The organism is Antarctobacter aquimaris (assembly GCF_900184945.1).
Classification (GTDB): domain Bacteria; phylum Pseudomonadota; class Alphaproteobacteria; order Rhodobacterales; family Rhodobacteraceae; genus Maliponia; species Maliponia aquimaris.
Genome location: NZ_FXYF01000003.1, coordinates 171,165 through 197,392, shown reverse-complemented (window position 1 = coordinate 197,392; position 26,228 = coordinate 171,165). Strand labels below are relative to the sequence as shown.

Annotated in this window: 25 protein-coding genes and 1 pseudogene; 10 read left to right on the top strand and 16 right to left on the bottom strand. The window is 67.0% G+C overall.

Features of this window, described 5'->3' with window-relative positions:
• The first annotated feature begins 14 nt into the window (after positions 1–14).
• Entirely contained in the window at positions 15–350 is a 336-nt protein-coding gene (locus tag MAA8898_RS06585; RefSeq protein WP_245853261.1) for an ArsR/SmtB family transcription factor, read from the top strand.
• Positions 337–1,770: an amidase gene (locus MAA8898_RS06580; RefSeq protein ID WP_094020200.1), complete on the top strand. Its 1,434-nt coding sequence runs from the start codon at positions 337–339 to the stop codon at positions 1,768–1,770. Before MAA8898_RS06585 ends, MAA8898_RS06580 begins: the two co-directional genes overlap by 14 nt.
• A 100-nt stretch (positions 1,771–1,870) precedes the next feature.
• Here the strand turns inward: MAA8898_RS06580 and MAA8898_RS06575 are convergent, their stop codons facing one another.
• Positions 1,871–3,751, bottom strand: a complete 1,881-nt coding sequence (locus tag MAA8898_RS06575) for an acyl-CoA synthetase (protein ID WP_094020199.1) — start codon at positions 3,749–3,751, stop codon at positions 1,871–1,873.
• Positions 3,752–3,924: 173 nt separating this feature from the next.
• Between MAA8898_RS06575 and MAA8898_RS06570 the strand changes: the two genes are divergently transcribed.
• Complete coding sequence (locus MAA8898_RS06570; RefSeq protein ID WP_094020198.1) at positions 3,925–4,227, top strand: DnaJ family domain-containing protein; 303 nt, start codon at positions 3,925–3,927, stop codon at positions 4,225–4,227.
• 7 nt (positions 4,228–4,234) lie between these two features.
• Here MAA8898_RS06570 and MAA8898_RS06565 read toward each other — a convergent pair whose 3' ends face one another.
• The 8 genes from MAA8898_RS06565 to MAA8898_RS06530 form a co-directional block, all read right to left on the bottom strand.
• A complete protein-coding gene (locus MAA8898_RS06565; RefSeq protein WP_094020197.1) occupies positions 4,235–4,891 on the bottom strand; it encodes an SOS response-associated peptidase in 657 nt (218 codons plus the stop codon).
• Between the two features lie 5 nt (positions 4,892–4,896).
• On the bottom strand, positions 4,897–6,090 hold the full coding sequence (locus tag MAA8898_RS06560; protein ID WP_094020196.1) for a class I SAM-dependent methyltransferase: 1,194 nt from the start codon (positions 6,088–6,090) through the stop codon (positions 4,897–4,899).
• Positions 6,091–6,154: 64 nt separating this feature from the next.
• A complete protein-coding gene (locus tag MAA8898_RS06555) occupies positions 6,155–7,234 on the bottom strand; it encodes a methylglyoxal synthase (RefSeq protein WP_094020195.1) in 1,080 nt (359 codons plus the stop codon).
• A 3-nt stretch (positions 7,235–7,237) separates the two neighbouring features.
• Positions 7,238–8,026, bottom strand: a complete 789-nt coding sequence (locus MAA8898_RS06550) for a pyridoxal kinase (RefSeq protein ID WP_094020194.1) — start codon at positions 8,024–8,026, stop codon at positions 7,238–7,240.
• Positions 8,027–8,128: 102 nt separating this feature from the next.
• Positions 8,129–8,791, bottom strand: coding sequence for a dienelactone hydrolase family protein (locus MAA8898_RS06545; protein ID WP_094020193.1), 663 nt, complete (start codon positions 8,789–8,791; stop codon positions 8,129–8,131).
• A gap of 63 nt (positions 8,792–8,854) precedes the next feature.
• Positions 8,855–9,823 carry a TAXI family TRAP transporter solute-binding subunit gene (locus MAA8898_RS06540; RefSeq protein ID WP_094020192.1) on the bottom strand — a complete coding sequence of 323 codons (969 nt, stop codon included), beginning with the start codon at positions 9,821–9,823 and terminating at the stop codon, positions 8,855–8,857.
• A complete protein-coding gene (locus tag MAA8898_RS06535) occupies positions 9,823–11,748 on the bottom strand; it encodes a TRAP transporter permease (RefSeq protein WP_094020191.1) in 1,926 nt (641 codons plus the stop codon). Before MAA8898_RS06535 ends, MAA8898_RS06540 begins: the two co-directional genes overlap by 1 nt.
• Complete coding sequence (locus tag MAA8898_RS06530; RefSeq protein ID WP_094020190.1) at positions 11,745–12,674, bottom strand: amidohydrolase family protein; 930 nt, start codon at positions 12,672–12,674, stop codon at positions 11,745–11,747. Before MAA8898_RS06530 ends, MAA8898_RS06535 begins: the two co-directional genes overlap by 4 nt.
• A gap of 109 nt (positions 12,675–12,783) precedes the next feature.
• On the opposite strand from MAA8898_RS06530, the gene MAA8898_RS06525 reads away from it, so the two are divergent.
• Positions 12,784–13,707 carry a LysR family transcriptional regulator gene (locus MAA8898_RS06525; protein ID WP_094020189.1) on the top strand — a complete coding sequence of 308 codons (924 nt, stop codon included), beginning with the start codon at positions 12,784–12,786 and terminating at the stop codon, positions 13,705–13,707.
• A gap of 13 nt (positions 13,708–13,720) precedes the next feature.
• On the opposite strand, the gene MAA8898_RS06520 is transcribed toward MAA8898_RS06525, so the two are convergent.
• The gene (locus tag MAA8898_RS06520) at positions 13,721–14,416 is read right to left on the bottom strand and encodes an SDR family NAD(P)-dependent oxidoreductase (protein ID WP_094020188.1); all 696 of its coding nucleotides are present in this window, start codon (positions 14,414–14,416) and stop codon (positions 13,721–13,723) included.
• 314 nt (positions 14,417–14,730) lie between these two features.
• Here MAA8898_RS06520 and MAA8898_RS27195 point away from each other — a divergent pair, with 314 nt between their 5' ends.
• The 6 genes from MAA8898_RS27195 (at position 14,731) to MAA8898_RS06490 (ending at position 20,748) form a co-directional block, all read left to right on the top strand.
• Positions 14,731–15,033 carry an integrase arm-type DNA-binding domain-containing protein gene (locus MAA8898_RS27195; protein WP_094020187.1) on the top strand — a complete coding sequence of 101 codons (303 nt, stop codon included), beginning with the start codon at positions 14,731–14,733 and terminating at the stop codon, positions 15,031–15,033.
• Between the two features lie 8 nt (positions 15,034–15,041).
• Positions 15,042–15,434, top strand: a complete 393-nt coding sequence (locus tag MAA8898_RS27190; RefSeq protein ID WP_094020186.1) for a hypothetical protein — start codon at positions 15,042–15,044, stop codon at positions 15,432–15,434.
• A 613-nt stretch (positions 15,435–16,047) separates the two neighbouring features.
• On the top strand, positions 16,048–16,959 hold the full coding sequence (locus MAA8898_RS06505) for an alpha/beta fold hydrolase (protein WP_094020185.1): 912 nt from the start codon (positions 16,048–16,050) through the stop codon (positions 16,957–16,959).
• A gap of 135 nt (positions 16,960–17,094) precedes the next feature.
• The gene (locus MAA8898_RS06500; RefSeq protein ID WP_176445086.1) at positions 17,095–18,219 is read left to right on the top strand and encodes a substrate-binding domain-containing protein; all 1,125 of its coding nucleotides are present in this window, start codon (positions 17,095–17,097) and stop codon (positions 18,217–18,219) included.
• Between the two features lie 74 nt (positions 18,220–18,293).
• Complete coding sequence (locus MAA8898_RS06495) at positions 18,294–19,787, top strand: sugar ABC transporter ATP-binding protein (RefSeq protein ID WP_094020183.1); 1,494 nt, start codon at positions 18,294–18,296, stop codon at positions 19,785–19,787.
• The gene (locus MAA8898_RS06490; protein WP_094020182.1) at positions 19,771–20,748 is read left to right on the top strand and encodes an ABC transporter permease; all 978 of its coding nucleotides are present in this window, start codon (positions 19,771–19,773) and stop codon (positions 20,746–20,748) included. Before MAA8898_RS06495 ends, MAA8898_RS06490 begins: the two co-directional genes overlap by 17 nt.
• Before the next feature lie 338 nt (positions 20,749–21,086).
• On the opposite strand, the gene MAA8898_RS06485 is transcribed toward MAA8898_RS06490, so the two are convergent.
• The 6 genes and pseudogenes from MAA8898_RS06485 to MAA8898_RS06460 all read right to left on the bottom strand — a co-directional run bounded on the left by MAA8898_RS06485 (position 21,087) and on the right by MAA8898_RS06460 (position 26,179).
• Entirely contained in the window at positions 21,087–22,031 is a 945-nt protein-coding gene (locus tag MAA8898_RS06485; RefSeq protein ID WP_245853259.1) for a sugar-binding transcriptional regulator, read from the bottom strand.
• 73 nt (positions 22,032–22,104) lie between these two features.
• Positions 22,105–23,097 (bottom strand): ABC transporter permease, encoded by a 993-nt coding sequence (locus MAA8898_RS06480; RefSeq protein WP_094020180.1) that lies wholly within the window; start codon positions 23,095–23,097, stop codon positions 22,105–22,107.
• 42 nt (positions 23,098–23,139) lie between these two features.
• Positions 23,140–23,473: pseudogene (locus MAA8898_RS06475) on the bottom strand (1-deoxy-D-xylulose-5-phosphate reductoisomerase); the annotation flags it as partial.
• Positions 23,474–23,495: 22 nt separating this feature from the next.
• Positions 23,496–23,969 (bottom strand): beta/alpha barrel domain-containing protein, encoded by a 474-nt coding sequence (locus MAA8898_RS06470; RefSeq protein ID WP_094020179.1) that lies wholly within the window; start codon positions 23,967–23,969, stop codon positions 23,496–23,498.
• A 233-nt stretch (positions 23,970–24,202) separates the two neighbouring features.
• Entirely contained in the window at positions 24,203–25,162 is a 960-nt protein-coding gene (locus MAA8898_RS06465) for a carbohydrate kinase family protein (RefSeq protein WP_094020178.1), read from the bottom strand.
• A 30-nt stretch (positions 25,163–25,192) separates the two neighbouring features.
• The gene (locus tag MAA8898_RS06460; protein WP_370738614.1) at positions 25,193–26,179 is read right to left on the bottom strand and encodes an ABC transporter ATP-binding protein; all 987 of its coding nucleotides are present in this window, start codon (positions 26,177–26,179) and stop codon (positions 25,193–25,195) included.
• Between the last annotated feature and the right edge of the window lie 49 nt (positions 26,180–26,228).

Genomic DNA, 26,228 nt, shown 5'->3' with positions numbered 1-26,228 from the left:
ACAAAATGAGTCCCATGGAAGACCTCAGCAAGTTCACCCCGCCGCCGGCCGAGATGGCGACCAATGCGCAGAACGCCGCCGCGTTCCTCAAGACGCTGGCCCACGAGGGACGGCTGATGATCCTGTGCCACCTGGGCAACGGCGAAAGATCCGTGGGCGAGTTGGAAGAGTTGCTGTCCATCCGCCAGGCCGCGGTCAGCCAGATGCTGGCCCGCCTGCGCGAAGAGGGGCTGGTCACCACCCGGCGCGAAGGCAAGACGATCTACTACAGCCTGGCCAACGAAAACACGAGCCGGGTGATTGCCCTGCTCTACGACATGTTCTGCGCAAAACCCGATGGCGGCTGCTGACCCCGCCTTTGGCGGTCCCGATCTCTGCCGTCTGACCGCTTGCGCGGCGGTCGATCTGCTGCGGCGGCGGCAGGTCAGCCCGGCCGAGCTGATCGACGCCAGCCTGGCCCGCATCGCCCAGACCAGCCCCGCCATCAACGCCACGGTGACCCTCTGCGCCGACCGAGCCCGCGCCGCATCGCAGGCGGTGGACGCCTCCAGCCCGCTGGCGGGCTTGCCCATCGGCGTCAAGGATCTGACCCCGGTCGCGGGCGTGCGCACCACCTGGGGCAGCCCCGCGCTGGCCGATTTTGTCCCCGAGGCGTCGGACCCGCTGGTGCTGCGGCTCGAGGCGCAGGGCGGCATCGTCATCGGCAAGACCAACACACCCGAAATGGGCGCCGGGGCCAATACCTTCAACCCGGTCTTCGGCATGACCCGCAACCCCTGGGACACGCGGATGAACGCCGCCGGCTCCTCGGGCGGGGCGGCGGCGGGGCTGGCGGCGGGCGAGGTCTGGCTCAGCACCGGATCGGATGTCGGCGGGTCGCTGCGGACCCCGGCCAGCTTTTGCGGCATTGTCGGGCTGCGCCCCACGCCGGGCCGGGTCATCAGCGGCAACGGGCACGACGGGTTCAACCTGTTCTCGGTCGAGGGGCCGATGGCCCGCACGGTCGAGGACTGCGCGCTGTTCCTCGACGCCATGGCGGGATGGGACGCATCCTCGCCGATCTCCTTTCCCGCCCCGGAAACCGGGTTTCTCGAGACCTGTCGGGCGGACACCGGGGCGATCCGCATCGCCTTTTCGCCGGACCTGGGCGGGCTGGCCCCGGTCGAGCCGGAGATGGCCGCGATCCTCGCCGACGCGCTGCGCCGAATGCAGGCGCCGGACGTGGACGTGACCGAGGAGACGCCGGACGTTACCGGTCTGTCCGAGACCTTTCGCACCTTCCGCGGCCTGGGCATGTGGACCGGCTTCCGTGCCACGCCCAAACGGGTTTCGGACGCCTACAAGGCGACGCTGAAACAGAACATCGCCGAAGGCGGCCGACTGACCGTGGACCAGATCGCCGACGCGCAGCGCAATCGCTCGCGCCTGTACGAGACGATGCAGCGATTTCTGACCCGGTTCGACGTGCTGGCCTGCCCGATCTCCGGCATCGGGCCGCTCCCGGTCGAGATCGAGTATCCGCCCAGCGTCGCCGGCGTGGCCAGCCGCGATTACATCGACTGGCTCAGCTTTGCCTTCCTCGCCACCACCTGCGGCCTGCCCGCGCTGTCGCTGCCCGTGGGGCGGGATGCGCGCGGCCTGCCGGTGGGGCTGCAACTGATCGGCCCGCCGCGCGGCGAGGCCCGTCTGTTGCAGGTGGCGCGGCGGCTGGAGCAGGCGGCGGGCTTTCCAAGGACGCCGATCGACCCGGTCGTCACCCACACGGCCTAGGGCCTTGCGCGCCTACGGATCGGCCCGGGGGAAAGGGCTTAAGTAAGCCCTTTCCAACGCGCTTCGAAGCGCGTTGACCGTCGCGCCCGCCGCGCCCGGATCACTTTGCCCAGGCCCAGGGCCGGGTGTAGACGCCCAGGACCTGTGTCACCTCGTCCTCGGTCGCGCCGTTGCGGGCCAGTTGCGCCACCAGCCCCTTGCTCTTGTCGTCGATCACAGAGACGACGCGCGCCGCGCAGCCGGCCTTTTCCAGCGCATGGTTGTAGACCCGGGTGATCGCCTGCTTGCGCAGGTCGGGTTTGAACACCTTGCCGACGGCGGTCTTGGGCAGCTCGGGCAGGATGGTCATGTGCTTGGGATAGGCCGCGCGTTCGTGGATGTGGACGCGGGCGTGCTCCAGCAGTTCTTCCTCGGTCACCTCCGCGCCGTCCACCAGCTCGACAAAGGCACAGGGCACCTCGCCGGCGTGCGGGTCGGGCTGGCCGATGGCGCCGGCAAAGGCCACGGCGGGATGCGCCAGCAGCGCCTCCTCGATCTCGGCCGGGTCGATGTTGTGGCCGCCGCGAATGATCAGGTCCTTCGCCCGCCCGGTGATCCACAGGTAGCCGTCGGCGTCGATCCGGCCCAGGTCCCCGGTGCGCAGGTGGGTGCCGTAGTGGTAGAGGCCCGTGTTCTTGTCCGTCTCGGTGTAGGTGTTGCCCAGGTAGACGCCGGGGTTCGACACGCAGATCTCGCCGATCTCGTCCACCGCGCATTCCAGCGGGCCTTCGTTGGTCGCCTTGACGATCTTGATGTCGGTGTAGGGAAACGAGATGCCGACCGAGCCGACCTTCTTTTCGCCATCCACCGGGTTGACCGAAACAAGGCAGGTCGCCTCGGTCAGTCCGTAGCCTTCGCAGATGGTCACGCCGCAGGCGCTTTCGAACCGCTTGAACAGCTCCAGCGGCATCGGGGCGGAACCGGAAAAGGCGGTCTTGATCGACGAGATGTCGGCATCGACCTTGCGCTGCATCAGCGCCGAAACGGCCGTGGGCACGGTGATGACAAAGGTGATCTTCCACCGCTCGCAGAGTTTCCAGAAGTTGCCCATCACGCCCTGCCCCCGATAGCCCTGCGGCGTCGGGAACACCACATGCGCGCCCGAGAACACCGCCGCCATCAGGATGACGTGGCAGGCAAAGACATGGAACAGCGGCAAGGGGCACATGACGTTGTCGGTTTCCGAGAACAGCAGCGTGTCGCCCAGCCAGCCGTTATACAGCATCCCCTCATAGGTGTGCTGCGCGACCTTGGGCATGCCGGTGGTGCCGCCGGTGTGGAAATAGGCGGCGACGCGGTTGTCCTTGCTGTCGGCGAATTGCAGGGTCTTCGGCTGGTGCGCCCTTTCGCGGTTGAAGTTCCTGACATCGGCGTGGTGATTGCCCGGGTTCTTGGGCCGCACGAAAGGCACGATCAGGTTCTTGGGGAAGGACAGGTAGTGGTTCAGGTCGACCTCGAGCACCGTGTGCACGCGCGGCGCATTGCGCACCGCCTCGGACATCTTCTGCGCCAGGTCGGTCTTGGGGAATGCCTTGAGCGTGACCACGACCCGTGCGTCCGTCTCGCGCAGGATGGCCGAGATCTGTTCGGCCTCCAGCAACGGGTTGATCGGATTGACGATGCCCGCGACGGCCCCGCCCAGCAGGGTGGTGATGGTCTCGATGCAGTTGGGCAGGACGTAGGCGATGACGTCCGTTTCCTGGACCTTGAGGCTGCGGAACAGGTTGGCCGCCTGCGCGGTCTGGTCGCGCAACTCGCCCCAGGTCAGGGTGACCGCCTTGTCGCCCGGCCCCGAGAACATCTGGTAGCTGACCGCCGGCCGGTTCGGGAACCTGTCTGCCGTTCGGCTCAACTGCCCCCAGAGCGTTTTCGGGATGTCCCGGTCGGCCCATGGCATTTCGGATTCGATTGCATTCCGGTCGTCCAATCCCGCGTAGGTCATGGGCGGCTCTCCTCCCCGCTTTATTGTTGAGCAGCAGTTTGGGAACCTTTGTCGCGCCGCGCAAGGGAATCGGACGCTGCGGCATCCGGTATCTGACGCAGCGTTTCTTCGTCCTGTCCTTGCGACCGAACCACGCGCTTTGAAATCGCCCCGCGTTGTGGCATCTGGCGGACATGGACCACCCGCTGATCGACCTCATCAACGCCCGCATCAAGGCCGCCGAACAGGACGGCGCCTTTGACAATCTCGAAGGCGCGGGCAAGCCGCTTCCGCCCTGCGACGATCCCGCCGGGGCGGTGTTCACCCGTATCCTCAGGGACAGCGGCGCGGTGCCCGAAGCGGTGGCGCTGACGCGCGACCTGGCCCGTCTGCGCGAATGCCTGCGCGACACGGCGGACCGCAACGCGAGGGCGGGCCTGATCCGGGACATCGCGTTGATGGAAACCCGGCCGGAGATCGCCAGGCGGAGCGGGTGAGCCGCGCTCAGATCGGCGCGATCAGCTCCGGCCCCTTGGCCCGGTTCGAGTTCACGCGCGGATCGACCCGGTGAAAGGCCAGCGCGTCCTCGGGTGCGGCCCGCATCAGCGCCGCCGCACCGTGGCCGTCCTCGCCCAGCCACTTGGACCAGTCGTCGCGGGCCAGGATCACCGGCATCCGGTGGTGGATGGCCGACATCGCCTGGTTCGCGGCGCAGGTCACCACGGCACAGGTCCGCAGCGCCTGCCCGTCGCGCTCCCAGTCCTGCCAGACCCCGGCAAAGGCCATGGGCCCCTCACCTGCCGGAAAAATGTACCACGGCAGGCGCTTGTCGTCCTCGTCCTTGGTCCATTCATAAAAGCCGGTGGCCGGGATCAGGCAGCGCCTTTCGCGGCAGGCGGCCTTGAAGGCGGGTTTCTCGGCGATGGTCTCGGCCCGCGCGTTGATCAGCAGCGGCCCGCCGATCGGCGCCTTGTACCAGTGCGGCAGGAAGCCCCAGCGCATCGCGGTCAGCCGCCGTGCGCCGTCGTTCATCACGACATGGACGTTGTTTGTCGGGCAGACGTTGTAGTTGGGCACATCGGGCAGGTCGTTGCCGGGCACCGCGTCGAACAGCTGCGCCATGGCATCGCTGGGCAAGGTGATCGCAAACCGCCCGCACATCGCGGTTACAGCCCGAAGCGCGAGTAGTGCAGCAGCCCCCAGGCGGTCAGCTCGCGCTCCAGCTTGCCCCAGAGGTCGCCAAAGCGCAGCGGATCCATGCGGGTCACTTCGCGGATCTGGGCGAGGGTGCGGCGGTTGTCGATCGCCGCCATCAGCGGCGCGCAGTCGCGCGGGATGCGCAGCTGAACATCCGCCTCCTTCAGCGTGATCGGCAGCGGCTTGCCCTGCGCCACCGCCTGCGCCGGCTTGCGCATGTCGCTGGTGGGCGAGCGCGGCACGAGGCTGAGTTTCGATCCGGTCGCCACCTTGCGCGTCTCGTCGGCGGGCACGAGGTAGCCGGCGTGCTTTTTCATCGTGCCGCGCAGCTTTTCGGCCAGCGCCATGGCGGTCGCGTCGTCCATGCCCTTGGGCCGGTCGGTGATCCGCGCCAGGTCATAGAGGCCCATCGGCAGCAGGCCCTGCACCTTCCACCCGGTCTGCGCCAGCGTGTCCATCAGGCGGGGGATGTCATACGGCGTGTCCTGCCCGTGCAGCAACAGGTCATAGAAACCCGCGTCGCCGGTGCGGTGGTCGTTGACGTTGATGTTGGCGGCAAAGGGGTGGCCCTTGTGCAGCCCGGCGACCAGCTTTTTCGCCTTGGCCAGCCGCGCCTGCGGGGCCATGCCCTCGAACAGCGCGCCGAATGCCTCCTGCAAGGGATAGATGCCCGACCGCCCGTAGGGCGCGTAGACCATGAAGCCCATGCCGCCGCCCGGCGCCAGCGCCGCCCGCAGCGCGGCAAAGCCCGCCGCCGGGTCCGGCAGGTGGTGCAGCACGCCGCAGCAGTCGATGTAGTCGAACGGGCCGTATTGCGCCGCGTCCAGCAGGCTGCCGGTGACAAAGGTGATGTTGGTCAGCCCGCGCACCCTGGCCCGCGCCTCGGCGATCTCGCGCGAGGCGGTCGACAGGTCCAGGTAGGTGATCTCGGCAGGCGCCCCGGCCGAGGTCATCAGCTGCGCGATCTGGATCAGCGCGTCGCCGGTGCCGCCGCCCGCCACCAGCACCCGCAGGGTTTGCGACCAGTCGCGGCTGCCCTCGAACAGGTAATGGTCGATCTCGAACGGGTGCGAGGGCGAACCGGTGATCAGGCGCTTGGCTTCGTCCGCCGGGTCACGCTCGGGGTAGGGATAACTCTCGTACTGTTCCTTGACCGTGACCATGCGTCCCTCCGTCCATGTGCGCCCCGGTGTGCCCCAGAACCGCGCGCGGGGACAAGCCTAGATATCAGCCCGCCCGGCGGCGGGTCAGCAGCGCCGCCGCCAGCATGTCCGCCGCCGAGGTGCTGAGCGCCAGCGGCGTGTCGTGCAGCATCGCCAGCCGGGTCAGCGCCTGAAGGTCGACGTCGCCGCCATGCGGCACCGTGGGATCGGCGAAGAAGATCACCGCGTCCAGCTCGCCGGTGGCGATCAGCGCGCCAAGCTGCTGGTCGCCGCCCCGGTCGCCGCGTTGCAGGCGACGGATGGACAGGCCGGGGTGCTGTTCGGCCAGCATCCGGCCGGTGCCACCGGTGCAGATCAGCCGGTGCCCTTCCAGCGCCGCCTGGTGGCGCGAGACCCAGGCGCGCAGCTGCGCCTTGCGCGTGTCATGCGCCACCAGCGCCAACCGCCGGGGTGCCGGGGACAGCGCCCGTGCCCGCGCCGTGATCGCCAGGATCGAGCGCACCTGCCCGGCAAAGCCCGCGCTCTCCGCCGGAAAGGCCCCGGCCAGCGCCGCCGTGCCCACGGTAAAGCCCGCTGCCCCCGCCTCGGCGCAGGTGGTCACGCGCGCCTCGCTGTCGATGCTGCCGGCCATGATCACCGGCTTGCCCACCGCCGCGCAGACCTGCGCCATCAGCCCCGGCACATCGCCGTCAAACCGGTAGGCCAGCAGGTCCAGCCCATGCACATGCTCGAAATCCGCAAGGCTGCGGGCCGAGGCGACGATGTCCGACGCCGGTCCCTCCAGCACGCTGGGATGCCCGGTGATGCGGCCCGGAAAGGGGTAGTAGCGCACCGGGTGGTGGCGCGTGATCTCGGTCACCTCTTTCGCCCGGGTGCCGCCCAGCAGGCAGTCCACGTCGATTTCCACGGCGGCGCGGGCCGAGGCCATCTCGCTGTCCGCGTCCAGGCTGACGACCTCCAGGTAGGACCGCCCCCCGGCACTGCGGATCGCGGCGGCCAGCGCCTTGAGCTCGGACATGGGCAGGCCCACGTCCTTGAAGCCGATGTGCCGCACGCCACCTTCCAGCGCCTCGTCCAGCCGCGCGCGGGCGTCGGGGATGGTGCGGTCGTTGGCGGTCAGCATCAGGATGAAATCGAAAGCCATGGCTCAGGTCTCCTGTTGAATCGGCGTGGCAAGGGTCCAGAGCGGCGCGCTTTCGGCGATGCGCAGGTGCGGGGCGTGCAGGCTCTCGCCGATCAGGGTCGACAGATGGCCCAGCGCCGTCGCCACGTCCAGCCCGCCCGCGATGAGGGCGGAAAACACATCGCCCACGCCATGCGGGACGCCGTCGTGGCGGGGGACGATGTAGCGCTGTGTCGCGTCATTCGTCACCCGCAGGACCCCCGTGCTGTCCGGGCTGAAGGGGGGTGAGGTGACCAGCACCTCCGGCCGCTTCAACGACCGCGCCGCCGCCACCGCTCCGGCCTCCGTGGTCACATCATGCCCTGTCAGCCAGCCCAGTTCCCAGAGGTTCGGCGTCAGCACATCGGCCCGCGGCACCAGTTCGGTGCGCAGGGCCTCGGCCGCGGCGAGGTCCAGGTACAGGCCCTTGGGCGCATCGCCCAATACCGGGTCGACCACGATGCGGGCCTGCCCTGCCATCCGGTCGGCCAGGTCGCAGGCCAGCGCGACATGGGCAGCACTGGGCAGGTAGCCGGTCAGCAGCGTGTCCTGCGCCGCAAGCCATCCGTTCACCGCCAGCGCCTCGATCATGCCGCGCAACTGCTCGGGCGGCACGCGTGCGCCCGAGACATGTGGCCAGCCGGGGTGGTTGGACAGGATCACCGTGGGCAATTGCGTCACCGTGTGGCCCAGCGCCTGCAAGGCGGGCGCGGCAGCCGACAGGCCCACGTGACCGTGGGCCACCCAGCTGGACAGGATCAGCACGCGCGCCATCAGCGGGGAAGCTCTCCGTTCGGGCCGCCGGGGTGGCGGCCCACGCGAGAAGCCTATCGCCTGTCCCTCGCCGGTCCAAGCGATCCTGTCAGGACAGCCGCCTCAGCCGACGTGGCGCGCGAAGAACTCCAGCGTGCGCGCATGCGCCGTCTCGGCGGCCTCGGCCCTGTAGTCGTTGGGGCGGGCGTCGTTGGCAAAGGCATGGCCCGCACCTTCGTAGACATGGGCCTCCATCTGCGGGAAGTAGGCGCAGGCAGCCGCCAGCATCTCGGGCGGCACATGGCTGTCATCGGCACCCCAGTGGCCCATGACCGGGGCCTTCAACGGGGCGATCTGGTAGCTGGGCAGGCGCGTGCCGTAGAACGGCACCGCCGCCGCCACGTCCAGCACCTGCGCCGCCCGCAGCGCCAGCCCGCCGCCCCAGCAAAAGCCGATCACCCCGACCTTGCCGCCATGCGCCTTGAGCGCCTGCACGGCGGCGTCCACATCCATCATCACCTGGTCGAGGTCCGAGGTCAGCATCAGGTCACGCCCGCGCGGCGCCTCGGCAAAGGGGATCACCTGCCCGCGTGCCTGCCGGTCGAACAGCGCGGGGATCGCCACCTCGTAGCCGGCCCTGGCGTATCTCTCCGCCACGCCCTTGAGCTGGTCGGTGACGCCAAAGATCTCCTGCAGGATGACAACCCCGCCGCGCCGGGTGCCCTGCGCAGGTGCGATCCAGCAGTCAAAGTCATGGCCGTCCGCGGCCGTGAGCCTGGTGAACATGTCTCGGCTAGTCCTTTGTCATACGAGAGCGCCGCGCAGACAGGCCGCACGGCGCAAAAGGGCCTACTGGTTGACCGGCACGCCGACCTCTTCGAAGTAGCGCACCGCGCCCGGGTGGTAGGGCGTCGCGTTGGCGGGCGCCATGGCGTCGAAATCCGCCCGCTTGAACCCGCCGAATGCATTGCCCAGCGCGTCCTTGTTCTGGTGGATGACCTTGGTCAGGGTGTAGACTAGATCGTCATCGACGGACTCGTTGGTCAGCAGCATCCATGGCACGGACACCAGCGCCGCCTCCCAGGTCTGCAAGCCGTTCACGCCGTCGTTCTGGCCCAGCGAGACGATCTTGCCCGAGGGCAGCACCTCTTGCAGCGCGGCGGTCGCCGCGTCGCCGGTGGGCACCGAGATGTAGCACAGCCCGCCGCGGTCCTTGAGCTTGACCGCCGCCTCCTGTCCGGCGCCTGCGTTCAGGCTGACCAGCGCGATGTCGACCAGCCCGTCGCCCAGCGCGTTGATGCCGTCGACAAAGCTGGAAACCGGCACCTGCTGGAAATCGTCCGAACTCAGGCCCACGGTCGCCAGCGACCCTTCGATGTAATAGGGGATGATCGTGGACGAGATATACTCGGACGCGATCCGCAGCTCGCCCGCCCTGCCGGTCAGGTCCGCGACGGATTTCAGGCCCAGGTCGCAGGGCGCCATGATGCCGGTGGTCAGCTTGAACATCTCGCCGACGAGGCGGATGCCCGGATGCGCGCGGTCAAAGTTGCCGCTGCCGCCGTAGGCAAAGGCCGCCTCGGCCCCGTTGGCATAGCCGAAATCGACCTCGCCCGATTGCAGCAGCGGCATGTAGCCTACCAGCGGCTGCGTCCGCACGGTGATGCCGTTGTCGTTGGCCACGACGGCCACCGCCTGACCCGAGTTATAGGCGAGCGAGCCTTGCGCGCCCGTCGCCATCGACACGACCTGCGCCGAAGCGGCGGCCCCCAGCCCGACGGCAAACGCGCCTGCCAGCGCGAAAATCCTGGTGTTCATCAGTCCATCCTCCCGTTTGGTGACAGTGTGTTATCCATGGTCTGCGCCGGGCGCAGCAGCCGGAACCCGGCCAGCGCCACGATGCCCGCGGCCGCGACGGCGTGCAGCGACATCGCGACCTCGACAAAGCCCAGCGGCAGCGTCAGCGCGCCCAGCGCCAGGAACAGCCCGCGCAGCAGCAGGCCCAGCCGTCCGCCCCAGTAGCCGGTGATCGCCACCGTCACCGCACCGATGCCCAGCGCCGTCAGCAGGCCGGCGCCTACGATCTGCGGCCAGGTGCCCTGCAACAGCAGCGCCGGCGTGGCGACAAAGGCAAAGGGCAGGATGAAGGCGGCCCAGCCGACCCGCATCGCCGCAAGACCTGTGGTCAAAGCCCCCGCGCCCGAGATCGTCGCCGCGGCAAAGGCCGCCAGCGCCACCGGCGGCGTGATCATCGACATCATGCCAAAATACAGGATGAATAGGTGCGCCGCGATCGGCTGCACCCCGGCCTCGACCAGCGAGGGTGCCACCAGCGAGGCCAACAGCACGTAGACCCCCGAGGTGGGCATCCCCATCCCCAGCACCACGCAGATCGCCGCCGACATCATCAGCAGCAGCACGAGGCTCTGCCCCACCGCGTCAACCAGCACCAGCGTCAGCGCAAAGCCCAGGCCGGTGACGTTCAGAACGCCGATGACAAAGCCCGCTGCCGCCAGAACCAGGATCAGATCGACCATCGACACGCCGGTGTCGACAAAGACCCGGCCCAAGGTGCGCAGCGTCAGGCGGTTGCCATCATACCCGCGCAGCCAGCCCGCCGCGACGATGGCCAGCGACGCCAGCAGCGCCGAATCCTCCGGGTCCAGCCGCATCCAGAAGAGCGCGTAGAGCAGCACGCCAAAGGGGATCAGGAAGTGCCAGCCGGCCTTCAGCACGTCGCGCACGGTCTTGGCGTTCTCGTCGGGTGCCGCGATGCCGTCGCGCGCGGCGATCAGGTCGACCTGGAGAAAGACGCCGAGGTAATAGAGGATCGCCGGGACCAGCGCCGCCCCCGCGACGGCCGCATAGGGAATCTCCAGGAACTCGGCCATCAGGAAGGCCGCGGCCCCCATGATCGGCGGGGTCAGCTGCCCGCCGGTGGAGGCGACCGCCTCGATCGCGCCGGCGTTTTCCCTGGAGTAGCCGCCGCGCTGCATCAGCGGGATGGTGATCACCCCGGTCGTCGCCACGTTCGACACCGCCGAGCCGGAGATCGAGCCGAACAGCGCCGAGCCGACCACCGCGATCTTGGCCGATCCGCCGCGCGCCCGCCCCGTGGCCGCCATGGCGAGATCGGTGAAAAAGGCCCCGCCCCCGGCGGCAAACAGCAACTGGCCGAAAAAGACGAACAGCAGCACCACGATGGTGCCCACCGCCAGCGGCGAGGAGAACACCGCCGAGCTGTCGAAGCCGACGTAATCCACCAACCGCTGCGGCGACAGCGCCTTGCCGATCAGCCGCCCGCCGACCCTGTCCGCGAACAGCGCATAGACCAGGAACGCCGCGACGATGCCGAACAGCATCAGGCCCGCGCGCCGCCGCACGCCCTCCATCACCGCCAGCACGACCACCGTGCCGATCAGGGTGATCTGCCAGGGGCGGTAGAACTGTTCCTTGAGCAGCCAGACGAAATCCGCCGCGGCGTAGAGCAGCGTGCCAAGGCAGACCGCCGCCGCGCCGATGCCCAGGATCCCCAGCGCCGCCTTTTTCCCGTCGATGCCGAAACGCAGGTAGACGATGGCCAGCGCCAGGCCCAGTTGCAGCGCCAGGTACTGCTGGCGCAGCAGGGCAAAGCCCAAACGGGTGTGCGCCTCGACGTTCCACAGGATGCAGGCGACGCACATCACCGAGGCGAGGCAGGCAATGGTCCAGCGGACCCAGGGCGCTTCGCTTGGGGTGGTCATGCCCGTTCCTCGGGCCAGTAGAGGCGCATCGGGTTGTCGACCAGCAGACGGTACTGTGCGTCCGTGTCCGGCGCGATGCGCGGGATCATGTCGACCAGCGCGCCATCGTCCGGCATGTGGCTGGTCATGTTGGGATGCGGCCAGTCCGTGCCCCAGAGCACGCGGTCGGGGTAATCCGCCACCAGCAGGCGGGCAAAGGGCACCACGTCGTCATAGGGCGGCCCGGCAACGGTCAGCCGCTCCGGGCAGGACACCTTGATCCAGAACCGCTCGCTGGTGTCCATCAGTGTCCGCACCCGCGCAAAGCCGGGATCATCCGGGCCATTGGCCAGCTCCGGCCGGCCCATGTGGTCGATGACGATGGTGCCCGGCAGCGCCGTGATGAAGGGCGCGAGGTCCTCTAGCTCGGCCGATTCGAAATAGACGACGATGTGCCAACCCAGCGCGGCGATCCGCTCGGCCACGCGGACATAGCGGTCCTTGGGCGCGTTGCCGACCAGACGCTTGAGAAAGTTAAAGCGCACGCCGCGCACGCCGCCCGCGTGCAGCGTGGCAAGCTCGCCATCGCTGATCTCGGCATCGACCACGGCCACCCCGCGCGCGCGCCCGCCCGAGCGGGCGATGGCGTCCAGCATGGCGCTGTTGTCGCTGCCGTGGCAGGTGGCCTGCACGATCACGTTGCGGCTGAACCCCAGGTGGTCGCGCAGCGCGAACAGTTGCCCCGCCGTGGCATCGACCGGCGTGTATTTCCGCGTCGACGCAAAGGGAAACACGGCAGCCGGGCCGAAGACATGGCAATGCGCATCGACGGCGCCCGGTGGCGGCACGAAACCCGGCCGCGACGGTGCGGGATGAAACGGCATGTAGTCCGCGTCCGGCTGCGTGATCCCGCCCCCCGGACTGCCCTGTGTCGCGCCTTGCGGCATGCGCTCTCCTCCCCTTTCCTCCCGCCACCACTGTTGCGGATCGGGTTCCATTTGTGAAATGGATACTCGTGTTGCAAAGCATCATTACAAATGATGAAGGCCCGCCGCGATGACCCTGAACATCGACCTGAACCTGCTGCACGTCCTGCATGTCCTGCTGGAGGAACGCAGCGTGACCCGCACCGGCGAACGGCTGGGCCGCACCCAGTCGGCGATCTCGAACGCGCTGAAACGGCTGCGCGACACGCTGGGCGATCCGCTGCTGGTGCGCACCCCCGACGGGCTGACGCCGACCCCGCGCGCCGAACAGCTGGCCCCGCTGGTGGCGCGCATCGTCGAGGACGCAACCGCCTGCGCCACGCCCACCGGCGCGTTTGACCCGGCCACCGCCGAGGAACAGTTCCGCATCGGTGCGCCCGACCGCCTCAGCATCCCGATCATCCTGCCGCTGCTCGAATCCGTGGGCCGAAAGGCGCCCGGCATCGTGCTGAACCTGCGCACCACCGACCGCGACTATGCCCTGCGCCTGATCGAAAGCGGCGAGATCGACCTGGCCGTCGGCTGGTTCGACAAGACCCCGCCACACATTGCCAGCATGCTGGCCTACGAGGACCGCTTTGTCTGCCTGTGCCGCAAGGATCACCCGCTGCTGGACGAGTCCCCGCCGTCGCTGGACAAGATCCTGGGCTATGCGCACCTGGTGGTCAGTTCGACCGGCGACCGCCGCGCCGCCTTTGACGCGATCCTCGACCGCCACGGGCGGCAGCGTGCCATCGGCGCGACGCTGATGAGCTTTACCATCGTGCCCGAACTGCTGGAACGCTCGGACCTGGTGGGCGTCTTCACCCACCGCGCGGCGGAATACCTCGCCTCGCGCTACGAGATCGCCGCCGTGCCGGTCCCGCTGGAGGTTTCGCCCATCGCCAACCGATTGATCTGGCACCGCCGCTTTGAACGCGACCGCGCCCATGCCTGGCTGCGCAATGAGATCCTGCTGGCCTCGCGCCGCAACATGTCCGGCGAGGGGCGCTGAGCGGCGCCCACCCTCAGAACCGTTCGACCCAGGGCCGCACGGCCACCTCGTTGGTCCAGGCGCTGGGGTCCTGTTCGATCAGGTGGCGGTAGGTGCGCGCGATGGCCTCCGGGCGCAGCATCGAACGCGGATTGTCCGCCGGCTCGGCCCGCCCCGGGTTCAGGATCGCCCCGTCGATGTTGATCCAGGCGACGTGGATGCCCTGCGGGTGCAGCTCGCGCGCCATGCTTTCGGCCAGGCCGCGCTGCGCGAACTTGCCCATGGCAAAGGGGGCCGAGAGCGGAAAGCCCTTCACCCCGGCCGAGGCGCCGGTGAACAGGATCGTGCCGCGCACACCGTCCACCGGCTCCGCCTCCAGCATGCGCCGCGCCGCGTGCTTGCCGCAGAGAAAGGCGCCGATGGCGGTGACCTCCACCGCCTTGCGCACCTCGTCCGCCGCCAACTCTGCCACCGGCCCCCGGACCCGCGCCGAGGGGTTGAAGACCACGACGCGCGGCGCCTCCGGCAAGCTGTCGAACAGGCGCGCGACCGCGTCCTCGTCCGTGGCGTCCAGCAGGACCGTGCGGGCGCCGGTCTCCTTGGCCACGGCGCGCATCCGGTCCCCGCTGCGGGCGGCCAGCGTCAGCGCGTGGTCCCGCGCCAGTTCCCGCGCCACGGCGGCCGACAGCCCCTCTCCGGCGCCGATGATGACAGCCTGCGGTTTGGCCATGCTGCGCTCCTCCTTCGTTGCGGTGCCAATCTCGCCCCGGATCCGCGTATAGCATACCACGAACCCCGCCGAGCGGGCGTTGAGTATTGGCAAGACCCTTGGCTTCCAAGGAACCGCTTTGAGTGGCACCGGACCGCACTGGGCTGCGACACATCTCATCTCATTTGAGAATGTCCTGTTCTGAGCCGCATAGGCTTGCGCTGACCATCACGCTGTTTCCGAAAAAAACCGACAAAACGCCAATGCTCAGACAGACCTTCGCCCGCAAAGGTCCACAGACGAAATCCAGCACCGACAAGCACTGAGATAGCGAGGTGAAGGGACTGGTCCTCTTCGTCGGCAAACGCTCGAAAACCTGGTGCTTTCAGAAGGATGTCGGTGGTCAAACAAAGCGGGTCCTGATTGGCCGCTTCCCGATCATTTCCGCGCAGGCCGCCCGGCAGACCGCTCTCGGGCTGGCACTGGAAATGGGGCGAGGCGCTGGCAAGACGATCCAGACCGGGGCCCCTACCCTTCTGGCCGCCATGAAGGTCTACCCCGCCCGACCCAAGCTGCGCAGCCAGTCCGACATGGACACCGTCAAGGCCCCCTTGACCTGCACCAGAAGGACTGGCTGAAGCTGCCGTTGGACGAGATCACCAAAGCCATGGTCGTCCGGCGGCATCGGGAACTGGCCGTCCACCCGGTCAGCGCCAATCGAACTTTGAGAATGGTCCGGTCGATCTGGAACCACGCCCGACGCACCTATGACCTGCCCGAGTGCACGACCATGGCCATCGAGTGGTTCGAAGAACAGCCGAACGGGACCGTCATCAAAGACCTCCGCAAATGGCGGAACGAGGGCGACGGCCTGTACAACCCGATTCACCGGGTATTCCGCGAGATGGCGCTGTCCACCGGCTTTCGGAGGCCGGAGTTACTGACCCTCGGGTGGAAGAACGTGCAAGAGGACTTCATACACGCCGATGACCAAGAACGGCCGCAGTTTCGATCTCCCCAACATCCAGCATCACCATGAGATCCTTGCCCCGCTCCGCGGGTTGAGCCGGAAATGGGTCTCCCTCCCCCGCCCAAGGCCACCAGCGGACACCTGACAAGGTCGCAACGGTTCAAGCGGAGCGCGCACGCGCACCGCCAGACCTTCGCGACCGTGGCCATGAGCGCGATTGGGTTCCGGGGGTGAGTCGTCGCCCAAGGTTGCGCTTTCGGACTTTTGCGTTGCGGTCGAGGACGGAAGAACCCGGGTTTTCCGCACGACAGGCAGAACAGAACGTCTTTGAATTCAAAAAACGTTCGGTCATTTCGGACCGACGCGAGGACAGATGTCACTCTCGCGCCCGCCGATGAGCGATCAGAATTCTGATAAAAAATATATATTTAGGAGGCACCACCGCCACATCATCCGGCTGGAAGCATGCGGACAGCCACGTCCCGCCCTCGCGTTACACGAACAATTCCATTTTGACATTTGTTCTACTATAGAACATAAGTACAGACAGGGAGTGAGGGGCAACACTGACAGCCAATCGGCCAGAAACGGTCGGCGCAGCCGCCAGGGCAAGACCTCGATCCACTGAAACCTCCAGTTTCGCGCCTCGACGGCGCGCAGATTGACGGAAAGGACGAGGGGAATGGCAGAAATCTTCGACCACACCGGCGCACCCGTGAAACACGGACGGGCCCGCGTGAACGGCATCCGGATGCACTACGTGACCGCCGGGCAGGGAGAGCCGCTGCTGCTTGTGCACGGTACGCCCAAGACGAATTATTACTGGCACAAGCTCTTTCCGCTGCTGACCGAGCATTTCACCGTGGTCGCCCCGGACCTGCGTGGCTTCGGCTACACGGACAAGCCGCCGGTCAGTGACGGATATGACAGCCGCACGAACGCCCAGGACCTGGCCGAGTTGATGACCTATCTCGGTCACGAAACTTTCCATCTGCATGGCGAGGATCGCGGAGCGGAGTTCGCCTACGTCCTGGCCGCGACAGAACGTGCGCGGGTCAAGACGCTGTCCTTCTGCGAGATGCTGCTGTCAAGCGAGGGTCTCGAAGAAGCCTCCTTCTTTACCCCGGACAACATCACCGCGCAGTTCCGTCAGAGCGGTGTCTGGGTCTGGCACATCCCCTTCTTCTGGATCCCCCACCTGCCCGAAATGCTGATTTCCGGCAAGGAGCGGGAGTTCTGGGAGTTCTGGATCAAGGCCGAGACCTGGAACCCCAACGCGATCACCGCGGAAGCCCTGAATGAGTGGGTGTCCTGCCTGAAGGCACCGGGCGGTCTGCGCGGCACGCTGGAAACCTATCGCGCGGCCTTCAAGAACGCCGAGATCGTTCGCGAACTGCGCAAGGAAAAGCTGACGCTGCCGATCATGACGGTTGGCGCCCCGGAATTCTTCGGCCCCTTGGTCGAAGAGCAGATGGCGCGGCTGTCACAGGGGGTCGAAAAGGCCGCGGTCTTCGAGGAATGCGGTCACAGCCTCGCGCTCGAAGCAGAGGACCGCCTCGCCGCGATGCTCAAGGATTTCATGCTCGGTCGTTGACCGAACCCGGGCGCGTTCCTGCGCCTGTCACAGGCCGGACGACCGGCCCCACACTGCAAGCAAGGAAGTGAGACTCCTACCATGATGAACAAGCGAACCTTTCTGAAATCGACCGCGGCAGGCGCCGTGCTTTTTTTGAGCGGCATTGCCCCCGCCGCCGCGGACATCGGTGATGTGCGCCATCCGCTTTGGTACGAGGCGCCGACCGAGCGCACGCTCGAACTCGCCAAGATCGACGACCTTTCGCAGACCGTCGTCAGCCTCGGGCCCCGCGGCGAAGATGGCGTGCTCTACAGCGAGATCGAGATCACCGAAGAGCAGAAGGAAAAGATCCGGGCGGGCAACTTCACCGCGGCGATCTCTCTTGGCTGGCTGGGCGATGACTGGGCGTCCCAGCAGCTTCTGGGCTTGAAAGAGACCTTTGCGGATCTCGGCATCGAAGTGGTTGCCGAAACCAACGCCAACTGGGAAGATGCGCGGCAGATCTCCGACCTGGACGCAATCTCGGTTCTGAAGCCGGACCTCGTTGTTTCGATCCCCCTGAACACCGCCACGACGGCCTCGGCCTACAAGCGTCTGGCCGACGCGGGTTCCAAGATCGTCTTCATCGACCAGGCCGCCGACGGAATGCAACCCGGCGAGAACTACGTGTCGGTGATCTCGTCCGACAACCTCGCGTTGGGCATGTATCTCGCCGATCTTCTCAACGACGCCGTCGGCGGTGAGGGCGATGTGGCGGCGATGTACTACGCCAACGACTTCCACGTGACCAACCTGCGCTACATCGGCTTCATCGCGCGCCTGATGGCGAAGTATCCCGATCTCGATCTCATCGCGGCCGCCGGACACGACAACCCGAACAAGGGCCAGGAAGTCGCGCAGGCGCTGCTCGCCCGCTACCCGACGCTGAAGGGTGTCTACGGCTCGTGGTCCATCCCCGCCATGGGTGCCGCAACCGCAGCGCGGATCAACGGAAAGCGTCCGGCAGACTTCAAGATCGTCAACGAGAACTTCGACCAGATCGTCGCTGCCGACATGGCCGCGAATGGTTACATCGCCGGCATCTCGACGCAGCAGCCCTACACGCAAGGGGCGACCGAAGCGAAGGCAGGTGCGCTGGCGCTGATCGGTGAGAGCCTGCCGTCCTACATCTCGGTGCCGCCGGTGCGGGTGAGCCGCGACAACCTGGCCGAAGCCTACGAGAAGATCTATCGCATCCCGCTTCCGGCGGTGATGTCGAAGGACCTGCAAAGCAACTGAGCAAAGCTGCCGGGCGCGACGCGGTGTTGCGCCCGGCCCTACCCATGCTGAGACGATGTTCGGGAGGATCAGCCATGACGACCGACGCACTGGTGATGCGCAACATCGACAAGTCGTTCAACGGCGTTCCGGTTCTCAAGGGCGCCAGCTTCACGCTCCGCCGCGGGGAATGTCACGCCCTGATGGGCGAGAACGGTGCCGGAAAATCGACGCTGATGAAGATCCTCGCCGGCGTACATGCCCGTGACGCGGGCACCGTCGAGGTCGCCGGAACAGAGGTCAGCTTTGCAACTCCCCGCGAGGCCGAACTTGCCGGGATCTCGATGATCTACCAGGAATTCAGCCTGGTGCCGACGCTGACGGTGGCCCAGAACATCTTTCTCGGTCATGAGCCCAAATCCCTGCGCGGCGGAATGATCCGCGACAAGGACATGGTGGCCAAAGCGAGAGAGATCCTGAGCGAACTGGGTGAACGGATCGACCCGCGCGAACGGGTGGAAAATCTGAGTGTCGGTGCAAAGCAGATCACCGAGATCGCCAAGGCCCTGTCGAAGAACGCCCGGATCATCGTGATGGACGAGCCGACAGCATCGCTGTCCGAGGAAGAGGCCGAGCGCCTGTTCACCCTGGTCCGCAAGCTGAAATCGAACGGCATTTCCATCGTCTACATCTCACACCGCATGTCCGAGATCTTTCGCATCTGCGATCGGATCACCGCGATGCGCGACGGTCGCGACGTTCTGACGGCCGAGGCCGGCGACGTGTCGATGGAACAGCTGATCCGGGCGATGCTGGGCGACGACAACAGTTCGTCCATGCACTGGATCGAGCGCGGAATCGACGCGGCGGCACAGCCTGTGCTGACGGTGCGGAACCTGTCCGTGCGCGATCTGGTCCATGATGTCAGCTTTGATGTCCGGCCCGGTGAGATCGTGGGTCTGGCCGGTCTGACCGGCGCGGGGCGGACAGAAATCGTCGAGTCCATTTTCGGCCTGCGGCGCGCGGATGCGGGCGAGGTGCGGATCGGTGGCCGCACCGTGCGCGACACCAGGGAGGCGATCGCGGCGGGTGCCGCCTTTGTGCCGGAGGACCGACGCACGCAGGGCCTCGTTCTTGATCACGCCATCAAGGACAACGTGATCCTGCCCAGCCTGGAAGCGTTCAGCCGCAGGGGAGTGATCCGCGACTCCGCGGCCCGGAAAGCCACGAGGAAGCATATCGGCGGGCTCAAGATCCGCGCCGAGGGACCCGGTCAGATCGTCCGCTTCCTGTCCGGCGGCAACCAACAGAAGATCGTGCTCGCAAAATGGCTCGAGCGCGCTCCGAAGCTTCTGATCCTGGACGAGCCGACCATCGGCGTCGACATCGGCGCCAAGGCCGATCTCGTCGATACGATCCGGCAGGCCGCCGACGCGGGGACCGCGGTTCTGGTCATCTCGTCGGAATTCGAAGAGCTGCTCGCGGTAAGCGACCGGCTTCTGATCATCCATGACGGGCGCCTGATCCGGGAAATGCCGCGGCAGGCCGTCGATTCTGAGGAGGTGCTCCACCATGCTGTCCAAGGCTGAAAACAAGGTTGTCCCCGGCGGGCTGCCAGCGTTCAACATCTCCTGGCGCGAAAACATCGTCTATATCTGCTTTGCCGCCGTCCTGGTCTTCTTCGCGTTCACCATCGGCGACAAGGGCTTCCTGACGGTGACCAACCTGTTCAACATCGCACGAACCACCGCGATGATCGCGGTGATCTCGGTCGCGATGACCTTCGTGATCTCCTCGGGTGAGCTGGACCTGTCTGTCGGGTCCACCGCGGCGCTTGCGGCCCTGTGCTCGGCCCTGGCGATGCAGGCGGGTCTCGGCTTTCTGGGCGGTGTGGCCGCGGGTCTTCTCGCTGGCCTGGCCGTGGGTCTGATCAACGGCTTCTTCGTCACGGTGATCTCGATCCCCTCGTTCCTTGTCACGCTGGGCATGATGCAGCTCATTCGCGGCGTCGACATGCGGGTGACCTACACCAATCCCGTTCCTGTGCGGAACGAAACCTTTGACGTGGTCTTTGGCCCGGGCACGATCGGGGTGGTTCCGACGCTTTTCCTCTGGGCGCTTCTGGTCGCTGCGATCGGACACTTCGTGCTGCGCTACACGCCCTTCGGCCGGCAGGTCCTGGCGACCGGCGGCAACCGTGAAGCAGCGCGTTACTCCGGCATCAACACCCGGCGGACCAAGGTGATCTGCTTCATCATCACTGGCATGGGCGCTGCGCTTGCGGGCATGCTGTGGACCGGCATGATGGGCACCGCACGCTACAATTTCGGCGAGGGCGCAGAGCTTGCCGCCATCGCGGCGGTGATCCTGGGCGGCACCAACCTCTTCGGTGGCAAGGGCACGATCGTCGGCACCTTCGTCGGCGCGCTGCTGATCGGCACCATCAACAACGGCCTGATCATCATGGGCCTCGATGTCAGCGAACAGATGATGGTCGCCGGTGCAATCATCGTGCTTGCAGTTGCCTTCGGGAAAAAGCCCGGACGCTGAACACGACGACAAGCGAATTCGCCGCGCGGGGTCAAACGGCCCCGCGCGGATTGCATTCCGGGGGCAGAATCCGAGAGAGATCGGGCACGCCGGATGTCACTGCCGCAAGAGCCTCTTCGGATCGCCCAACGGGAGCGATCAGCGCCGTCCCGGCTCTGGTCGACGTGGTGGTCGCGGCCGATGCCGCATCGCAAGGAGCGATTTCACCCGACGCGCCGCAGCGGGCGATCGTCACCCGGCGGCTCCGGTTTCAGCTGGATGAGGGTCGGGGGCAGTGCAGACGCGGCGGCCGCGGACCCGCCGCCACGATGCCCGGCCGGCAAGTGAGCGGGCGGAGGTCACTTTTCTCCGCACAGGCGGCTTGCGATCGCCTCGTCGGTGACCAGGACGGCCGGTGACAGCATCCGCATGGCGGCGCGGATGACGGTGTATTTGTGCCAGCCGCCCGAAGCGAGAACCAGCTTGCGCGCCTGCCGCAGGTCGTGCGGGTGAATGGCGAAAACGCGGTCGTTGACCGGATGATCGACGATCCGGCCCTCCGCATCGACAAACCGGCACAGCACGTCGCCCACCGCGCCCGCCCGTTCGAGCGAGGCGATCTCGTCCTGGGTCAGCAGGCCGTACTCGGCCAAAAGTGAGCGCGGGGTCAGGTCGCCCACCGAGAGAATGGCGATGTCAAGCGCGCGCGCCCGCTGTTGCAACTCGACGATGCCGCTGTGCTCCATCAGCGCGTCCCGGGTCGACCTGTTCGGCGCATAGACCGGACCGGCCATCAGGAAACACTCGGCCGACAGCTTGTCGGCGACGCGCCAGGCGAATTCGGACGGGTTCACCTTGGAGACGCGCGTCAGCCCGCCCAGCAGGGAGATCACCTTGAGTCCGTTCGGCTGCCTCTGTTCGATGGCCGGGACGCCGCTGGTCAGGGTCGACCCCCAGCCAAGCCCGACGGACATGTCCGGCCCGATCGCGCCGTTGAAGTAGCCGGCCATTTCCTTGCCGATGATCGCCGGGATGCGGGTCACGTCGGCGGGCGTCGGCACCACGATCGCGCGCTCAAGCCCCCAGACCTGCTCAAGCCGGCGCTCCAGCTCGACGCATTTCGCTTCCTTGGTGGTGACGCGGATCTGGACGCTGCCGTCGTTGCGGGCATTGGCGAGGATCCGCAGGACGCGGGCCCGGTTCAGCCCGACCCGCTGCGCGACCTCGTCCTGCGTCATGCCTTCCATGTAATACAACCAGGCCACCCGGGACTTCATGTCGTCGGTAACATCGCTTTCGGCCAAATCCGTGCTCCTCGACAAGTCGGGGCGCATGCGCCGCGCCCCGAGATGGACCTATCATGCCGGGAGGCGGGCGTCAGTCCCTGCGACGCAGGAGTTCCACGAGTACCGCGACGAGGACGACACACCCGACGATGACTCGCTGCCAGAAGCCCGACACGTTCATCAGGACGGTGCCGTTGGCCAGCACGGCGAGCAGCAGCGCGCCCAGCACGGTGCCGACGATCGACCCCTGGCCGCCGCGACGCGAAGTGCCGCCGAGAATGGCCGCCGTGATCGCCCCCATCAGCCAGCCTTCGCCGACAGAGGGTTGCCCCGCATCCATCCGGCTGGCGAATAGGATGCCCGCCAGGGCGGCGAAAGCGCCCGCCAGACCGTAGGCCAGGAACTCGACCCAGCGCGCGCGGATGCCGGCCAGCACGGCGGCGTCACGGTTGCCGCCGACGGCAAAGATGTTGCGGCCGAACCGGGTCTGGCCGAGCATCCAGATCATCACGCCGGACAGCACCAGGAAGATGATCACCGGCAGCGGGACACCCATGATTTCGCCCTTGCCGAAAACCCCGAACTGCTCGCCCAGCGGGCGGATCGGGTAGCCCTTGGTGATGACCATGGTCATGCCGGCAAGGATTTCCCAGGTCGCCAAGGTCACGATGAAGGGATTCAGCCGGAGCATCGCGACGAAGAAGCCGTTGATCGAACCGATGAAAAAGCCGAAGGCGACGGTGATCGGCAGGATGAGCCAGGGATGGATCCCCCAGTTCACCAGGATGTAGGACCCGACGATGGCCGAGAGCCCGGCCGAGGCGCCGACCGAAAGGTCGATGCCTCCGACCAGCAGGACGAGGGTCTGGCCAAGGGCGACGATGCCGACAAAGGCCGCCTGCCGCGCCACGACCGAGAGGTTGTAGGCGGACAGGAAGTTGTCGGCGGCAAAGGCGAGCGCGGCGGTCAGCACGACCAGGGCGACAAGCACGCCGCTCGCTTCCCATTTCCAGAACCGCGCGGCGAGAGATGCTGACCTGCGCTCGGGCAAGAGCGGCAACTTGGCGGTATTCGAGGGTGTCATGTGCTTTCTCCCTAACTCAGCTCATGGCCAGTTGAAGCAGGCCTTCCTGCCTTCCGCCAGCAGGAGCGCGCCGGCGCAGACAAGGCTTTCCTCGTTCGCCAGCGCCAGCGTACGGCCGTTGCGCAGCGTGCGCAGTCCGGGTTCCAGACCGGCCGAGCCGACGATCCCGGACATCGCCCAGTCGGCCGGCCGCTCGACCGCCTCCAGCGGGGAGGTCCGGCCGGCGGCCACCTCGATCCCGGTTCCGCCGAGCGCCGCGCGACGTTGCGCCCGCCGGTCAGGGCGACCACCGCGCAGGCTTCGGGTTCACGCGCGATCATGTGACCGTGTTCTGGCCGAAAAAGCCCGTCGCCCCGAGGATGGAAACGCTCTTCATGTTGCCGCCCCTTGTCCGTTGGCTATTGGTCGGCGTGCCGTTTCTCGATCACGCCGACTTCGTTCCTCGCGCAGAGGATCACCGGCACGCGCCCGTACGGCGACACCGGCGCGATCCCGAGGATGCGGTCACGCCCGATGGACGCCGCGCGGGCCAGGCTCACCGGCGACGCCGTCCTTGACATGGTGTCGGACCGGCGGCTCGCACCAGCCCGTGCGCAAGGCATGGATCGCGAATTCGGCGGCACCGCCGAGGCGCCGTGCATGACCGGATGCGTCGCGGGCAGCCGCCGGTGGAATTCCATCAGCGTCTCCATGGCCGGAATGTCGCCGGCGGGCGTGCGGCTGAACTTGCCGCCGCAGGAGGCCGGTGTCTTGCCGTCCGCGCCCAGCGAACCGTTCACCACGACCGAGGAAAAGCCGAGGTCGATGGCAGTCTTGCAGGCAGCGAAACTGTTGCCGTGGTGCGGTGCATGACACCCGGGATCTTGGGCCATGTCTTTGACTCCGCGTTCCGCAGGTGCCGCAGCATCGCCTCCCCCATGTAGGCACGCGATGCGCGTCTCCTTCAGGATCGCCGGGCTGTCGGTGGCGCCTGCGGCTTGCTTCACGGCGCGCGGGGTTTAAGTGTTGGAAACGTTGACCGCCGGCATACCATGGCCCCGTTTGGCCGCACGATCGAGGATCGTCCGCATGGCGACGCGCATTTGAAAGCCTCCGGGCCTGGTGTCTAGGCGTGGACGGATCGGGCGCGGACCGGCTGGGTCTCCATGAACCGGATCGTGTCGTCCAGGCTGGTCACCACCGCCTGCGAGCCGAGACCCATGGCGTTCTGCGCCGACGACGCCTGGCCGAGACGGATGCAATCCTCGAGCGAGCGCCCGAGGTGCAACCCGGTGGCAAATCCCGCGTTGAACGCGTCGCCGCAGCCACAGGTGCAGACCACGTCGATCTGGAAGGCCGGGATGTCGAATTTCCGGCCCTGCCGGTCGCGGTACATCGCGCCCTCCGCGCCCAGCGTCATCACCACCGCGCCCACGCCCTGGTCAAGCAGGAATTGGCAGACGTCCTCGAAATCCGACAGGCCGGACAGCGCCATGGCCTCTTCCTCGGAGGGCATGAAGAAGTCGGTGTGCGCGAGCAGCGGCCTGAGCAGCTTCAGGTCCTCGGCCTTGGACGCGAACACGTCGAGCGTCGTCGTGATACCGCGCTTTTGCGCCTCCTCCAGCAGCTCGGCGTTGCGGCCGTTGTCCATCGCGTCCATCAGGCCGACGCCGCCGATGTGGAATATCTTGGTGTCGAGCACCCGGTCGACCTGATCGTCGCCGACGTAAAAACCCGCCGTGGCGCCCCGCTTGTGCAGCGCGGGCCGCTGGCCGTCCGGGCGCGTCGTCACGATGCTGGAAGAGGTCATGAAGTCCGGGCAGCGCTGCATCATCTCCGTATCGACGCCGAAATCGGCGTAGCGGCGCAGCACCCAGTCGCCCATCAGGTCGTTGCCGAGGCCGCCGACCGCCTGCACCTTGAGCCCGTGTTTTGCCGCCACCACGGCGGCCGCCCCGGCAGCGCCAGAGATCGCGAGGGCGAAGTCCTCGACAAAGTAGGTGTCGCCGTTCGGAGGGATCTGGGTCACCGGGCGGCACAACGCGTCGAACGTGTGAAACCCTACGGCGGTGTAATCGAATGTCATGAGGTCCTCCCCCCTGGATGGTGTTGCAGGTCAGCGCAGGCGTTGACCGGACGTCGAATCGAACAGGTAGATGCGGGCAGGGTCAAAGCGGACGTGCGCCGGGCTGTCGAGGTCAGCCCTGTAGTCGCGGTCCGCCTTGACCTCGAACAGCTTGTCGCCAGCCTTGAGGGTCAGGAATGTCATGTCGCCGGTCGGCTCGACGCCGTAGACGGTGCCGGTCAGGTTGGAAACGTCTCCGCCGACCTTGCAATCCTCGGGACGCACGCCGAGCGTCAGGTTTCCGTCGTGCCGCGCAGGCAACCCCTCGACCTTGATGCCGGGCGCGGTGAACACGCCCCCGGACATGATGCCCGCAACCAGGTTCATCGGCGGCGAGCCGATGAAACTGGCGACAAAGGTGTTGGCCGGGTCGTTGTAGATCTCGTCCGGCGTTCCGATCTGCTGGATCGCGCCCTTTTCCATGATGACGATGCGGTCGGCCAGGGTCATGGCCTCGATCTGGTCATGGGTGACGTAGACCGTCGTGATCTTCAGCTCGCGCTGGATGTGCTTGATCTGGAGGCGCATGTGCTGGCGCAGCTTGGCATCGAGGTTCGACAGCGGCTCGTCCATCAGGAAGACATGCGGCTGGCGCACGATGGCGCGGGCCAGCGCCGCGCGCTGGCGCTGGCCGCCGGACAGCGCGCTTGGCTTGCGGTCGAGGTACTCGGTCAGTTCGACCAGCGCGGCGGCGCGCTTGATCAGCCGGTCGTGGTCAGCCTTGGGCACGCCCCGCATCCGCAGAGGAAAGCGGATGTTCTCGTAGATCGACATGTTGGGATAGAGCGCATAGCCCTGGAACACCATCGCCACGTCGCGGTCGCGGGCGTCGATGTCGTTCATCACCTCGCCGTCCATGACGATCTCGCCCTCGCTGGGATCTTCGAGGCCCGAGATCATCCGCATGGTCGTGGTCTTGCCACAGCCGGAGGGACCGAGGAAGACGATGAACTCCTGGTCGGCGATGTCCAGGTTCACGTCCCGGACGCCCCACACGGCGCCCCAACGCTTTTGTATGTTGTTCAGC